This window comes from Micromonospora sp. NPDC000668, from assembly GCF_042897975.1.
In the GTDB taxonomy this organism is placed as follows: Bacteria; Actinomycetota; Actinomycetes; order Mycobacteriales; family Micromonosporaceae; genus Micromonospora.
On sequence record NZ_JBIAYP010000004.1, the window covers coordinates 10375 to 24976 of the forward strand.

Genomic DNA, 14602 nt, shown 5'->3' on the forward strand with positions numbered 1-14602 from the left:
GCCCCCCCGCCCGGCGGGGGGCCCCGGGGCGCCCCCCCCCCGCCCGGCCCCCCCCCCCCGGGGCGGGGGGGGGGGGGGGCGGGGGGCCCCCGCCCCGCGGCCCCACCTTCGGGGTACGCCAGGCGTATCCGACGCCGATGTGATGAGCTGTACGGGTGTCGGGGCTGGGTCTGGTGCTGCACCCCACCCGGGATGTCTCCGAGGTGGTCGAGATCATCGAACGGTGGGCGTCGCGCCACCACAAGTCGCTGATGGTGCGCGAGGAAGACAAGCACCGCGTACCTGCCAGCGTCGAGCCGGTGCCGGCGGACGCGGTGGCCGTCCGCGCCGACGCGTTGATCAGCATCGGTGGTGACGGCACCATGCTGGGAGCGCTGCGTTCCGCCATCCTCGACCCGAAACCGGTGCTCGGCGTGCACCTGGGCAGGCTCGGCTTTCTGGTCGAGGTCGAACCGCCGGAGCTGCCCGAGGCGTTGAGCAGGTTGCTGTCGAAGGACTTCACCGTCGAGTCGCACGCCTGCCTGGCCTGCGACGTGTGCGGCGACGACGTCGTGGCGTTCAACGACATCGCCCTGGTCCGTCAGCCCGGCTCCGGCTTCATCACCGCCACCCTCGGGATCGACGGCCAGCAGTACGGCTACTACCGCTGCGACGCCGTGGTGGTCAGCACGCCGATCGGCTCCACGGCGTACAGCTACGCCGCCGGTGGACCGCTGATCTCCCCGGCGGCGGACGTGGTGGTGGTGACGCCATCGGCACCGATGGCCGGTATCTCCCGGTCGGTGGTGCTTTCTCCAGGGGAGAAGATCCGGCTGGAGCTGGAACCCAACTCGGCGGCGGTCGCCGTGGAGATGGACGGGTTGGTGTTCCGGGACGCGGCGACCGAGGGGGCCATCGACATCAGTTACCGGCGCAACGCCGGCCTGGTGGTCCGCCTCGACCCGCTGCGCTACCAGGAACGCAACCAGTTGAAGATGAGCCTGCTCGACCTGCCGTTCCTGCCCGAGCAGCTCCGCGAGCTGCTGCCCGAGGAGCTCCAGCATCACCAGCAGGATCGCCCCCCACCCTGCTGACCGACCCCACTGGGCGGGGTCAGGCCTGGCTGAGCACCCCGTCCACCAGGTTTTTGGCCTCCTGCTGAATGCGCGCCAGGTGCTCCGGCCCCTGGAACGACTCGGCGTAGATCTTGTAGACGTCCTCGGTGCCGGACGGCCGGGCGGCGAACCAGCCGGACTGCGTGCTGACCTTGAGACCGCCGATCGGCGCACCGTTGCCGGGCGCGCTGGTCAGCGTCGCGGTGATCGGCTCGCCGGCCAGTTCGGTGGCGGTTACCTGCTCTGGGGAGAGCTTGCCGAGCACGGCCTTCTGCTCACGGGTGGCCGGGGCGTCGATCCGGGCGTACGAGGGCGCGCCGAACCGCTCGGCCAGCTCGGCCCAGTGCTCGCTCGGGCTGCGCCCGGTGCTCGCCAGGATCTCGGCGGCGAGCAGGCAGAGCAGGATGCCGTCCTTGTCGGTGGTCCAGGTGGAGCCGTCGCGGCGCAGGAACGACGCGCCGGCGCTCTCCTCCCCGCCGAAGCCGACCGCACCGTCCAGCAGCCCGGGCACGAACCACTTGAAGCCGACCGGCACCTCCAGCAGCGGCCGACCGAGGTCGGCGGCGACCCGGTCGATCATCGACGAGGAGACCAGGGTCTTGCCCACCGCGGCGGCCGGACCCCAGTCGGGTCGGGTGCGGAACAGGTGGTTGATCGCCACCGCCAGGTAGTGGTTGGGGTTCATCAGGCCGGCGTCCGGGGTGACGATGCCGTGCCGGTCGGCGTCGGCGTCGTTGCCGGTGGAGATCTGGTAGTTGGCGCGGGCGGCGATCAGCGACGCCATGGCGTTCGGCGAGGAGCAGTCCATTCGGATCTTGCCGTCGCCGTCCAGGGTCATGAACCGCCAGGTCGGGTCGACCGTCGGGTTGATCACGGTCAGGTCCAGCCGGTGCCGCTCGGCGATCTCGCCCCAGTACGCCACGCTCGCCCCGCCCAGCGGGTCCGCGCCGATCCGGACCCCGGCGTCACGGATGGCGTCGACGTCGATGGCCGCCGGCAGGTCGTCGACGTAGTTGGCGAGGAAGTCGTACTCCCCGGTGGTGTCAGCGGCCCGGGCCCGGGCGTAGGTGATCCGGCGGACCTCCTTGAGCCCGGCGGCGAGGATCGCGTTGGCCCGGTCCTGGATCCACCTGGTGACGTCGGTGTCGGCCGGCCCGCCGTTGGTGGGGTTGTACTTGAAGCCGCCGTCGTCGGGCGGGTTGTGCGACGGGGTGATGACGATGCCGTCGGCGAGCCCGCTGGTGCGCCCCCGGTTGTGGGTGAGGATCGCGTGCGACAGCGCAGGGGTCGGGGTGTAGCCGTCGCGGCTGTCCACCAGCACGGTGACCCCGTTGGCGGCGAGCACCTCCAGGGCGTCCACCGCGGCCGGCGCGGAGAGCGCGTGCGTGTCCCGGGCGAGGAAGAGCGGGCCGTCCGGGCCGTGCTCCCGTCGGTAGTCGCAGAGCGCCTGGGTGACCGCCAGGATGTGGTCGGAGTTGAACGCGTTGCGCAGGCTGGAACCCCGGTGGCCGGAGGTGCCGAAGGAGACCTGCTGCGCCGGGTCCGCCGGGTCCGGGTGCTCGGCGTAGTAGGCGGTCACCAGGCGCGGCACGTCGACCAGGTCGGCGGCCTCGGCGGGCTGGCCGGCACGGGGATGGGGCACGGGGTCTACCTCCTCGGTACTGCGACGGACGACGGGCCGGCAGGGATCACAGCTCGACCTTCTGGCCCTTGCCGATCACCACGATGCCGTTGTCGGAGACGGTGTAGCGCTGCCGGTCCTTCTCCAGGTCGACGCCGATCTCGGCGCCCTCCGGGACGAACACGTTCTTGTCCAGGATGGCTCGTCGGATCACCGCGTGCCGGCCGATCTCGACACCCTCCATCAGCACCGAGCCCTCGACGTGCGCCCAGGAGTGCACCCGCACCTTCGGCGAGACGATCGAGTTTTCCACCAGCGAGCCGGAGATCACCACGCCCGGGGAGACCATCGAGCCGACCGCGCGGCCGACCCGCTCGCCCCACTGGTGCACGAACTTCGCCGGCGGCCACGGCGGCTGCTCCGTGTAGATCGGCCAGTCGAAGTTGTACATGTTGAACACCGGGTGCACGTTGATCAGATCCATATGCGCGTCGTAGAACGAGTCGAGCGTCCCGACGTCTCGCCAGTAACCGCGGTCCCGGTCGGTGGTGCCCGGCACCTCGTTGTCCCGGAAGTCGTAGACGTTGGCCTCGCCCCGCTCGACGAGCATCGGGATGATGCTGCCGCCCATGTCGTGCTTGCTGGTCTTGTCCTCCGCGTCGCGCTCGACCGCCTCGCAGAGCGCCCGGGTCGTGAAGACGTAGTTGCCCATCGACGCGTAGATCTCGTCCGGTGCGTCCGCCAGGCCGACCGCGTCGGTGGGCTTCTCGCGGAACGCCCGGATGCGCCGACCGTCCTCGCCGACCTCGATGACGCCGAACTGGTCGGCCGTCGACAGCGGCTGGCGGATGCCGGCGACGGTCACCGCGGCGCCAGAGGCGATGTGGTCCTCCACCATCTGCCGCGGGTCCATCCGGTAGATGTGGTCGGCGCCGAAGACGATCACGTAGTCAGGCTGCTCGTCGTTGATCAGGTTGAAGCTCTGGTAGATGGCGTCGGCGGAGCCGGCGAACCACCAGGGGCCGCGACGCTGCTGCGCGGGTACCGGGGTGACGTAGTTGCCGAGCAGCGTGGACATCCGCCAGGTCTTGGTGATGTGCCGGTCGAGGGAGTGGGACTTGTACTGGGTCAGCACGACGATCTTGAGATAGCCGGCGTTGGCCAGGTTGGAGAGGACGAAGTCGACCATGCGGTACATCCCGCCGAACGGGACGGCCGGCTTGGCCCGGTCCGTGGTGAGTGGCATCAGGCGCTTGCCCTCCCCACCCGCCAGGACGATCGCGAGCACCTTGGCAGCCATGCCCCGACGCTATCCACCCGCGTCGCACTTCACCACTCGTACGGGGAGTCTTCTGCACTAGGGTGCGCACATGACCGACTCCTCCCCGGCCACCGGCTCCCTGCGCGTCGATCTACTGACCCGTGAGTACCCGCCGGAGGTCTACGGCGGCGCCGGCGTGCACGTCGAGTACCTGGCCCGGGAGTTGCGCCGACTCGCCGACGTGCGGGTGCACTGCTTCGGTCTGCCGCGCACCGAGCCGGGCGTCACCGCGTACGCCGAACCGCCCGGCCTCACCGGCGCGAACGCCGCGCTGCGCACCATGGGCGTGGACCTGGAGATGGCCGCCGGCGCGGCCGGCACCGACGTGGTGCACAGCCACACCTGGTACGCCAACCTGGCCGGACACACCGCGAAGCTGCTGCACGGGGTGCCGCACGTGATGACCGCGCACAGTCTGGAGCCGCTGCGGCCGTGGAAGGCCGAGCAGCTCGGCGGCGGCTACGCGCTCTCCTCCTGGTGCGAGCGCACGGCGGTGGAGGCCGCCGACGCGGTGATCGCGGTCAGCGGTGGGATGCGCCGCGATGTGCTGGCCGCCTACCCGCAGGTCGACCCGGACCGGGTCCGGGTGGTCTACAACGGCATCGACACCATCCAGTACGCCCCGGACCGGGGCACCGACGTGCTGGAGCGGCTCGGCATCGACCCGGCCCGACCCAGCGTGGTGTACGTCGGAAGGATCACCCGCCAGAAGGGGCTGCCCTACCTGCTGCGGGCCGCCCGGGAGCTGCCGGCGGACACCCAGCTCGTGCTGCTTGCCGGCGCTCCGGACACCGCGGAGATCGCCGCCGAGGTGGAGGAGTTGGCCGCCGAGCTGCGGGCCAACCGCTCCGGGGTGGTCTGGGTGGCCGAGATGCTGCCCAAGCCCGAGGTGATCCAGGTGCTCACCCACGCCACCGTCTTCGTCTGCCCGTCGGTGTACGAGCCGATGGGCATCGTCAACCTGGAGGCGATGGCCTGCGAGACGGCGGTGGTGGCGACCGCCACCGGTGGCATCCCCGAGGTGGTGGCCGACGGTGAGACGGGCCTGCTGGTGCCGATCGAGCAGGCCGCCGACGGGTCCGGCCGGCCGCTGGCCCCGGAGAAGTTCGTCGCCGACCTGGCGGCGGCGGTCAACACGCTGCTGGCCGACCCGGCTCGCACCGCGCGGTTCGGCAAGGCCGGCCGGCAGCGCGCGGTGGAGCACTTCTCCTGGGACGCCGTCGCCCGGCAGACACTCGACGTGTACCGCTCGGTCGGGGCAGCGGGCTGACCCGCTCAGATCGCCATCTCGCGCCAACCCTGCGCCTCTGAGGGCTCGCGAGTGGCGCCGCCCGGCCCCATGATCGTGCTGTTGGAGTTGCTTGCCGCGCGCGAGAGGATCTCGCACAGTAGGTTGGCGGGGTGACTGGACGGTTCCCGATCGAAGACGTCTCCCCCGCCGTCGCCTGCGGTCGCTACCCGGCCAAGGCAGTGGTCGACGAGCCGGTGCCGGTGTCGGCCCGCGCCTACCGTGAGGGTCACGACGCGCTCGGCTGCAACGTGGTGTGGCTCGGCCCGGACGGTGCGGCGCGGCCGTTCACCCGGATGCGCCCCGGCGAGCCGGGGCAGGACCGCTGGCACGCCACCGTTCGTCCGGACACGGTCGGCGCCTGGGTCTTCACCGTCGAGGCGTTCCAGGATCCGTACCTGACCTGGCAGAACGCAGTGACCAAGAAGGTGGCCGCCGGGCAGGGGCCGGCCGAGCTGGCCAACGACCTGGCCGAGGGTGCCCGGGTGCTCACCGCCGCCCGCGAGCTGGTGCCGGCCGCCGAGCGGGCCCGGGTCGCCACGGCTCTCACGGCGCTGGTCGACACCGACCTGCCGCTGCCGCAGCGGGTCGACCCGGCGCTGGCCCTGGCCGACCTGCTCTGGGAGCATCCGGTGCGGGAGCTGATCACCGAGGGTGACACGTACTCCCTCTGGGTGGACCGGCAGCGCGCGCTCTTCTCCGCCTGGTACGAGTTCTTCCCGCGCTCAGAGGGAGCGGTGGGCGCGCGCTCCGGCACCTTCGCCACCGCCACGGATCGGCTGCCGGGCGTCGCGGCGATGGGCTTCGACGTGCTCTACCTGCCACCGATCCACCCGATCGGCCGGGTCAACCGCAAGGGCCCCAACAACGCGCTCACCGCCGGGCCGGACGACGTGGGCTCGCCGTGGGCGATCGGCGCCGCCGAGGGCGGCCACGACGCCATCCACCCCGACCTGGGTACGCCGGCAGACTTCCGGGCCTTCATCGAGGCCGCGGCGGCCCTGGGCCTGGAGGTGGCCATGGATCTGGCGTTGCAGTGCGCGCCGGACCACCCGTGGGTCAGCGAGCACCCGGAGTGGTTCACGACCCGGGCCGACGGCAGCATCGCGTACGCGGAGAACCCGCCGAAGAAGTACCAGGACATCTACCCGGTGAACTTCGACAACGATCCGGAGGGCATCCGGGCCGAGGTGCTGCGGGTGGTGCTGCACTGGGTCGGCGAGGGCATCCGGATCTTCCGGGTGGACAACCCGCACACCAAGCCGTTCGACTTCTGGCACTGGCTCATCGCCGAGGTGAAGGCGGTCGACCCGGACGTGCTGTTCCTGGCCGAGGCGTTCACCCGGCCGGCCATCATGCACGGTCTCGGCAAGATCGGCTTCACCCAGTCGTACACCTACTTCACCTGGCGCACATCGGCGGCCGAGATGCGGGCGTACTGCGAGGAACTGCTCGCAGCGGCCGACTACATGCGGCCCAACTTCTGGCCGAACACCCCGGACATCCTGCACGAGTCGTTGCAGCACGGCGGCCCACCGATGTTCAAGATCCGGGCGGTGCTGGCCGCGCTGCTCTCCCCCTCCTGGGGCCTGTACGCCGGCTACGAGCTGTTCGAGCACGTGGCCCGCCCCGGCGCCGAGGAGTACCTGGACAACGAGAAGTACGAGCTGCGCCCCCGGGACTGGGCCGGCGCCGAGGCGCAGGGCCGTTCGCTGGCACCGTTCCTCGCCACCCTCAACCGGGTACGCCACGACAATCCGGCCCTGCACCAGCTGCGCAACCTGCGCTTCCACGAGATCGACAACCCGGCGCTGCTCTGCTGGTCCAAACACGACCCGGAGACCGGCAACACCGTCATCGTGATCTGCTCGTTCGACCCGCGCACCGTGCAGTGGGGCAACACCACGCTGGACATGCCCGCCCTCGGCTTCGACTGGCACGAGCGGTTCACCGTGCACGACGAGCTCACCGGCACCAGCTACGACTGGGGTCAGCGCAACGCGGTGCGGCTCGACCCGTACCTGCAACCGGCACACGTGCTGACCGTGCGCCGGTCGAACCCGCCCGCCGCACCGGTACGCGCAGCGACCGTTCCGGCCACGCTCACCGTCGCGGACGTCCCCGCCGACCTGTCCGGCGGTACCACGCCGACCGCTCCCGCCTCGAAGGACGCCCGATGGACCAGCTGATCACCGGCGTGACGCACGACCCGCACGCGCTGCTCGGCGCGCACCCCGCCGACGGGTGGACGACGATCCGCACGATGCGCCGAGGCGCCGGCGACGTCGTGCTGCTCATCGGCGACGAGCGGCACCCGATGAAGCGGGTGCACGACATCGGTGTCTTCGAGAGTCGCGTCGAGGGCACCGTGCTCGACTACCGGGTGGAGGTCGACGGTGCCGTGCACGACGACCCGTACCGCTACCCGCCGACCCTCGGCGAGCTGGACCTGCACCTGATCGGCGAGGGCCGGCACGAACGGCTGTGGGAGGCGCTCGGCGCCCGGGTCTTCGACGAGGGCGTCGCGTTCACCGTCTGGGCGCCCAACGCGCACGGGGTGCGGTTGGTCGGCGACTTCACCGGCTGGGCGCCCGACGACGGCTGGTCGATGCGCTCGCTCGGCTCCAGCGGCGTGTGGGAGCTGTTCGTCCCCAACGCCCGGGTCGGGGCCCGTTACAAGTACCGGGTGCTCGGCGCCGACGGGCAGTGGCGGGACAAGGCAGACCCCCTCGCGGCGTACGCCGAGGTGCCGCCGGCCACCGCGTCGGTGGTGCACCACTCGACGTACCGGTGGTCCGACGCGGACTGGCTGGCCCGCCGGGCCGAGCGGCAGCCGCACCAGGAGCCGATGAGCGTGTACGAGGTGCACCTCGGCTCGTGGCGGCCCGGTCTCGGCTACCGCGAGCTGGCCGAGCAGCTCACCGCGTACGTGACCGAACTGGGCTTCACCCACGTGGAGTTCCTGCCGGTGATGGAGCACCCGTTCGGCGGTTCCTGGGGCTACCAGGTGACCGGCTACTACGCGCCGACCTCCCGCTTCGGCGACCCGGACGACTTCCGGTACCTGGTCGACCAGCTGCACGCCGCCGGCGTCGGCGTCCTCCTGGACTGGGTGCCGGCGCACTTCCCCAAGGACGAGTGGGCCCTCGCGCGCTTCGACGGCACCCCGCTCTACGAGCACCCCGACCCGCGGCGCGGCGAGCACCCCGACTGGGGCACCTACGTCTTCGACTTCGGCCGCCGCGAGGTCCGCAACTTCCTGGTCGCCAACGCGCTCTACTGGTGCGACCAGTTCCACATCGACGGGCTGCGGGTGGACGCCGTCGCCTCGATGCTCTACCTGGACTACTCCCGCAAGGACGGCGAGTGGGCCCCCAACCAGTACGGCGGTCGGGAGAACCTGGAGGCCATCGCGTTCCTGCAGGAGGTGAACGCGACCGTCTACAAGCACCACGCCGGGGTGGTGATGATCGCCGAGGAGTCCACCGCCTGGCCGGGCGTGACCCGGCCCACCGCCGAGGGCGGGCTGGGCTTCGGGTTCAAGTGGAACATGGGCTGGATGCACGACACCCTGCTCTACACCTCGAAGGACCCGATCTACCGGCAGCACCACCACCACCAGCTCACCTTCTCCCTGGCGTACGCCTGGAGCGAGAACTATGTGCTGCCGATCAGCCACGACGAGGTGGTGCACGGCAAGGGCTCCCTGGCCGGCAAGATGCCCGGCGACACCTGGCAGCGGCTGGCCAACGTACGGGCGCTGCTGGCCTACATGTGGGCGCACCCGGGCAAGCAGCTGCTCTTCATGGGCTCCGAGCTGGCCGACGACCGGGAGTGGAGCGAGGAGCGCGGCCTCGACTGGTACCTGCTGCACGACCCGGCACGAGCCGGCGTGCAGCGCCTCGTCGGTGACCTGAACCGGGTCTACCGGGACACCCCGGCGCTCTGGGCGCAGGACACCGAGCCGGCCGGGTTCCGCTGGATCGCCGGTGACGACGTCGCCAACAACACCGTGTCGTTCATCCGGATCGCCCCGGACGGCTCGACGCTGGTCTGCGTGGCGAACTTCTCCGCCCAGCCGCTGCACGACTACCGGATCGGTCTGCCGGCCGGCGGCACCTGGGCTGAGGTGCTCAACACCGACGCCCACCACTACGGCGGCTCCGGGGTGGGCAACCTGGGCGAGGTGCACGCCGAGGACGTGCCGTGGCACGGCATGGTCGCCTCCGCCGCCCTCCAGGTCCCCCCACTCGGCGTCATCTGGCTCCGCCGCGACTGACCGGGCGCGCCGGGTCCGGGCGACGTCTGGGCGGGCGGGACCGTTCCCCCGACGCGTCGAGACGCCCCGGGGGAACGGCGCGCTCAGAGCCGGGTGATCCGGACGGCGTCGGCCACGACGTACCCCTGGGTGCTGGTCCAGCGGCTGACCCCGACGACCTGGCGCGTCCCCGCGGCGAAGTCGTAGGTGCCCAGCACCCGCCACTGCCCGCCGCCGCTGCGCTGGTCGACGGTGGCCGTCACGGTCCCGTTCGCCGTCGCCACCAGGTGCGGCGTGGCGCTGTTGTAGCCGGAGTCGGCCGGGTACCAGACCTCGACCCGGTACGAGCCGGCGACGGGCAGCGTCGTGCTGAACCAGGCCGGGTCGCTGACCGCCTGCGGCTCGGCGAACCGGTAGTTGGCGCCGTACCGCGTGGCGAGGTACGACGACGTGCCCCAGGTGGCGGCGGCGGTGAAGCCACCGGCGGTGGCGTTGTCCACGATCACGCTGAACGTGCCGCCGGTGCCGGTGACCAACCGCGCGTTGCTGGCCGGGCTCTCGTGGTGCAGCCGGTCCAGCCCGGTCACCAGGTACCGGTAGGTCGAGCCGGCCGCGGCGGTGGCGTCGGTGAACGTCCCGGTGCTGCCCGAGGCGCGAACCGTGCCGAGCAGGTTGCGGGCGTCGGCCAGGTCGCAGGGGTCGACCGCGCCGTCGCCGGGCAGCCGGTACACCGCGTACGCGGACGTGCTGCCGGTCGCACCGCGCTGCCAGTTCAGGGTCACGCCGCCGGTGCCGCGTACCGCCGAGGTGAGGTTCGGCGCGGCGGGCGCGGCGCCGCCCAACCCGGCCGGCGCCAGCGCGGGCCGGCGGTAGTGGTCGGTCGCCACCCGGGAGACGGCGCCGATGCGGTCGGCGCGGACGTCCTTGGCGCTGAAGTGGATGTCGCCGAGGATCCGGGGGTAGGTGCGGTTGAGCGTCAGGTGGTCGGTCAGTTCCGCCGGGTCCTGCCAGGCGGCGTCCTGCCCGGACGCCCCGGCGCGGTAGGTGGCCTGCCCGACGAGCAACTGCACGTCAGTGCCGGCCACGGTCTCGGACCACCAGCGGACCAGCTCCGCGTAGTCGGCCGAGGAGTGGCCGATGTGCCAGTAGATCTGCGGGGCGATGTAGTCGATCCAGCCCTGCTTCACCCAGCGGCGGGTGTCGGCGTAGATCGCGTCGTACGACTGGAGGCCGGTGGTGCGCGAGCCGAGCGGATCGGTGCCGGCGTTGCGCCAGATGCCGAACGGGCTCACGCCGAGCTTCACCCACGGCTTGATCGCCTGGATCCGGTTGTGCATCTCCTGCACCAACAGGTTGACGTTGTTGCGCCGCCAGTCGGCGATGTTGCTGAAGCCGGCGCCGTACTGGGCGAAGGTGGCCTGGTCGGGGAAACCCCCACCGCTGCCCGGGTACGGGTAGAAGTAGTCGTCCCAGTGCACCGCGTCGATGTCGTAGCGGCGGACGGCGTCCATCATGGCGTCCTGCACGAAGGCGCGGACAGCGGGGATGCCGGGGTTGTAGTAGAGCTGGCCGTTGTAGGCGACGGCCCAGCCCGGGTTCTTGCGGGCCGGGTGGCTGGCCGCCAGCTTGGTCAGGTCGGTGTGGGTGGCGACCCGATACGGGTTGAACCAGGCGTGGAACTCCAGGTTGCGGGCATGCGCCTCGGCCACCATGAAGGCCAGCGGGTCGTAGCCGGGGTTGCCGCCCTGGGTGCCGGTGAGCCACTGCGACCAGGGCTCATAGGTGGACGGCCAGAACGCGTCGGCGGCGGGGCGGATCTGCACGACGACGGCGTTCATCCGACGCTGCTGGGCAAGATCGAGCCAGCCCCGGTACTCCGCCTGCTGGGCCGCCTGGGTGAGCCCGGTGCGGCTGGGCCAGTCGATGTTGGCCACGCTGGCGATCCACATGCCGCGTAGCTGCCGCTTCGGGGTTGCCGGATCGGTCACGCAGGCCGCCTGGGCGGCCACCGGCACGGTGTCCGGAGGGGCGGGTGGGGAGGCGGGGGCTGCCGCGCCGAGCACCAGCGCCGCTACCAGCGCCAGCCCGGACAGATATCGACCATAGTCTCTACGCACGAAAATATGTTCAAGGTTGCCGATCCGTTGCGCAAGTATCCTTCACAATTTTCCCGCTACGAAGTCACCTCGCGACGCCGACCACCGTCCGATACCCGGCGGACCGGCGGTCAGACCAGGCCGGCGTCGCGCAGCAGCTTCCACAGGCCGGCGCCGTCCGGCGCGGAGAGCCATTTCTGCCCCACCGGCCCCGTCGACGGGAGGCCGGCCGGGGCGGGCAGGCTACCGGCCAGCACCGACTGGGTCGGGGAGAGTCGGCGGATCGCCACCCCCGCCACGTTCTCCGGGTGGGCGGCGGCGAACTCCCGGTAGATCTCCTGGTCGTGCTGGCCGTCGTCGCCGACCAGCAGCCAACGCACGTCGGGGAACTCCCGGGCCAGCCGGGCCAGGGTCACCCGCTTGTGCTCCCGGCCGCTGCGGAACCAACGGTCCGCCGTCGGGCCCCAGTCGGTGAGCAGCAGCGGCCCGGCCGGGTAGAGGTGCCGGGACAGGAACCGGGTCAGCGTCGGCGCCACGTTCCAGGCGCCGGTGGAGAGGTAGAAGACCGGGGCGCCGGGGTGCGCGGTGACCAGCCGCTCGTAGAGCACCGCCATGCCGGGCACGGCGTTGCGGGCGTGCTCGTCGAGCACGAACGTGTTCCACGCGGCGAGCAGCGGCCGGGGCAGCGCCGTCACCATCACCGTGTCGTCGATGTCGGAGAGGATGCCGAACTTGACGTCCGGGTCGAGGATGCGCACCGGCGCGTCGACCGGCTCGGCGTCCGGGACGCTGAGCCGGACAGTGCCCCACCCGGGCGGCAGGTCGGCCTCTACCAGGGTGTCGACGAAGCCGCTGCGGTCGGCCCGGGTCTCGTGCCGCACGCCGCCGGCCTCGATGGTCACCGTGACGTGCTTGGCCGGCAGGGTGGTGAAGCTGCGCCAGCCGCGGACCTTGTCCAACCGGCCCCGCTGACGGGTGTCCGGCCGACCGAGCAGCACCCGGCACATCACCCGCACCCAGCCCGGGGAGCCGTAGTTGGTGTACGCGATGATGTTGATCCGCCAGCCGGTGCGCCGCAGCCGACGCTCCACGAGCTGGTGCACGGCGTCCTCGATCCGCGCGGCCCGGTGCAGGTTCGGAACGGCCAGTTGGCCGGCGGGAGTGGGTGGCACGCGCCAACCCTGCCACACGTCGACAGCCACGGCCACGCGAGCCGACCCCGGCTGAGCCGAACCACCCCGACCAGCCCGCCATGCGTGAAACACTCCGGTCGGGACGACGACGGGGGCGTGGTCGTGTCGAAACCAGAGCAGCACCGTGGGCGGTGGCGCCCACGACTCGACCGACCGGCGCTCGCCGCGCTGCTGTTCGGTCTGGCCGGCATCGGGTACCGGCTGGTCCTGACGCTGTACACCGTGCCGGTGTCGAACAGCGACGAGGCCACCTTCGGCCTCGCCGCGCTGCACATCGGGCAGGGCCGGGAGCACCCGGTCTTCCTCTACGGCCAGCACTACATGGGGATGCTGGAGTCGTACCTGGCCGCGCCGCTGGTCGCGGTGGCCGGGCCGAGCTGGCCGGTGCTGCGGCTGCCGATGCTCGCGCTGTACGCGGTCTTCCTCTACCTGATCCACCGGCTGACCCGCCGGCTCTGCGCGCCGTGGTTCGCCGCCTTCATCGTCGGCCTGCTGGCGCTCGGGCCGGAGCGGGTGGTGCGCGATCAGCTCACCGTGGTCGGCGGACGGCCCGAGGTGAAGCCGGCGGTGCTGCTGATGCTGCTGATCACCGTGGGGCTGGCGGCCGGCACGGTCCACCGCCGCCGGCTCGCCGTCGCGCTGTTCGGCCTGCTCGTCGGGTTGGCCGCCTGGTCGGACTGGCTGATCCTGCCCTACCTGGCGGTGGCCGGGCTGGCGCTGGTGTGGGCGGCGCGGCGGGAACTCGTCGGCTGGTCCGGCCTGCTGCTGGTGGCGGGCGTCGTGGTCGGAGTGGCACCGATGCTCTGGGACAACCTCCGGGCGGCGCCGGGTGACGACTCGCTGTCGGTGTTCCGGGAGGTGAGCACCAAGGAAGGCCCGCTGCCACCGTGGTCGGACCGGATCCGGGGCGGCCTGCTGGAGGGGGTGCCGCTGGCGCACGGGCTCTGCCCGGTGGACGGCTGCGGCCGCTGGCAGCAGTGGTTCGGGCTGCTCTACCCGGTGCTGCTGGTGGTCGCCGCGGTGCTCGCGGTCCTCGCGTACCGCCGGGCCGCGGGAGCGCCGCGCGGGGAGCGTGTCCGGCCGGTGGTGCAGCTCGCCCTGGTCGCCGGCGCCGCGTTGACCCTGCTGTCGTACGTGCGCAGCCCGCTCGCCGCGACCAGTCCGCTGGACAACGCCCGCTACCTGTCGGTGCTGCAACTGTCGCTGCCGGCAGTGCTCTGGCCGCTCTGGGTGGCCGCGGTGGCCTGCTGGCGGGGCACGGTCGGGGTGCTCGGTCGGCTCACCGGCGCACTGGCCACCGCCGTGCTGGCCGGCCTGACGGCGACCATGCTGGTGATCACCGTGCTCTTCGTGACCACCGACGTGCGGGCGTCGCGGACCGAGGAGCGGCAGGCCCGGGAACTCGCCGCCGCGCTGCGCGCCAACGGCCCCCACGAGGTGTACGGGGACTACTGGACCTGCAACCGACTGGTCTTCAACACCGACGAGACGGTGGTCTGCGGGGTGCTCGACGATGACCTGTCCCCCGGCCAGAACCGGTACCTGCCGTACTGGCGGCAGGTCGGGCGGGCCGAGCGACCCGGCTACGTGGTGGAGATCGACTCGCCGATGGAGCGGCGGCTGCGTCGACTGCTCGCCGACGAGCCCGACGCCGCACCGGTACGGGAGGTCGACGGCTATCGCGTGTACCACCCCGACACCCCGGTGCGGCCCTGGCGGTAACGGCGGGTC

At 71.9% G+C, this 14602-nt stretch carries 9 protein-coding genes; 5 read left to right on the forward strand and 4 right to left on the reverse strand.

The features are described from left to right. The first annotated feature begins 164 nt into the window (after positions 1–164). Entirely contained in the window at positions 165–1073 is a 909-nt protein-coding gene (locus ACFY29_RS20910; RefSeq protein ID WP_386989886.1) for an NAD(+)/NADH kinase, read from the forward strand. Positions 1074–1092: 19 nt separating this feature from the next. Here ACFY29_RS20910 and pgm read toward each other — a convergent pair whose 3' ends face one another. Together pgm and glgC are read right to left on the reverse strand one after the other, a co-directional pair. Next, positions 1093–2736 (reverse strand): phosphoglucomutase (alpha-D-glucose-1,6-bisphosphate-dependent), encoded by a 1644-nt coding sequence (gene pgm / locus ACFY29_RS20915; RefSeq protein WP_386988569.1) that lies wholly within the window; start codon positions 2734–2736, stop codon positions 1093–1095. Positions 2737–2782: 46 nt separating this feature from the next. Continuing rightward, positions 2783–4015 carry a glucose-1-phosphate adenylyltransferase gene (gene glgC / locus ACFY29_RS20920; RefSeq protein WP_328425685.1) on the reverse strand — a complete coding sequence of 411 codons (1233 nt, stop codon included), beginning with the start codon at positions 4013–4015 and terminating at the stop codon, positions 2783–2785. 70 nt (positions 4016–4085) lie between these two features. Here glgC and glgA point away from each other — a divergent pair, with 70 nt between their 5' ends. The 3 genes from glgA to glgB all read left to right on the forward strand — a co-directional run bounded on the left by glgA (position 4086) and on the right by glgB (position 9603). Next, positions 4086–5306, forward strand: a complete 1221-nt coding sequence (gene glgA / locus ACFY29_RS20925) for a glycogen synthase (protein ID WP_355607314.1) — start codon at positions 4086–4088, stop codon at positions 5304–5306. 131 nt (positions 5307–5437) lie between these two features. Then, a complete protein-coding gene (locus ACFY29_RS20930; protein ID WP_386988574.1) occupies positions 5438–7513 on the forward strand; it encodes a maltotransferase domain-containing protein in 2076 nt (691 codons plus the stop codon). Beyond that, positions 7501–9603 carry a 1,4-alpha-glucan branching protein GlgB gene (gene glgB / locus ACFY29_RS20935; RefSeq protein WP_386988577.1) on the forward strand — a complete coding sequence of 701 codons (2103 nt, stop codon included), beginning with the start codon at positions 7501–7503 and terminating at the stop codon, positions 9601–9603. Before ACFY29_RS20930 ends, glgB begins: the two co-directional genes overlap by 13 nt. An 83-nt stretch (positions 9604–9686) precedes the next feature. Here the strand turns inward: glgB and ACFY29_RS20940 are convergent, their stop codons facing one another. Next, a complete protein-coding gene (locus ACFY29_RS20940; protein WP_386988580.1) occupies positions 9687–11699 on the reverse strand; it encodes a family 10 glycosylhydrolase in 2013 nt (670 codons plus the stop codon). 110 nt (positions 11700–11809) lie between these two features. Continuing rightward, positions 11810–12850 carry a phosphatase domain-containing protein gene (locus ACFY29_RS20945; RefSeq protein WP_328425670.1) on the reverse strand — a complete coding sequence of 347 codons (1041 nt, stop codon included), beginning with the start codon at positions 12848–12850 and terminating at the stop codon, positions 11810–11812. A gap of 123 nt (positions 12851–12973) precedes the next feature. On the opposite strand from ACFY29_RS20945, the gene ACFY29_RS20950 reads away from it, so the two are divergent. After that, the gene (locus ACFY29_RS20950) at positions 12974–14593 is read left to right on the forward strand and encodes an ArnT family glycosyltransferase (RefSeq protein WP_386988584.1); all 1620 of its coding nucleotides are present in this window, start codon (positions 12974–12976) and stop codon (positions 14591–14593) included. The last annotated feature ends 9 nt before the right edge of the window (positions 14594–14602 follow it).

Bases quoted from the DNA above. Each gene is read 5' to 3' on its own strand.
- glgC (WP_328425685.1), bottom strand. From the start codon at position 4,015: ATGGCTGCCAAGGTGCTCGCGATCGTCCTGGCGGGTGGGGAGGGCAAG.
- glgB (WP_386988577.1), top strand. From the start codon at position 7,501: ATGGACCAGCTGATCACCGGCGTGACGCACGACCCGCACGCGCTGCTC.
- glgA (WP_355607314.1), top strand. From the start codon at position 4,086: ATGACCGACTCCTCCCCGGCCACCGGCTCCCTGCGCGTCGATCTACTG.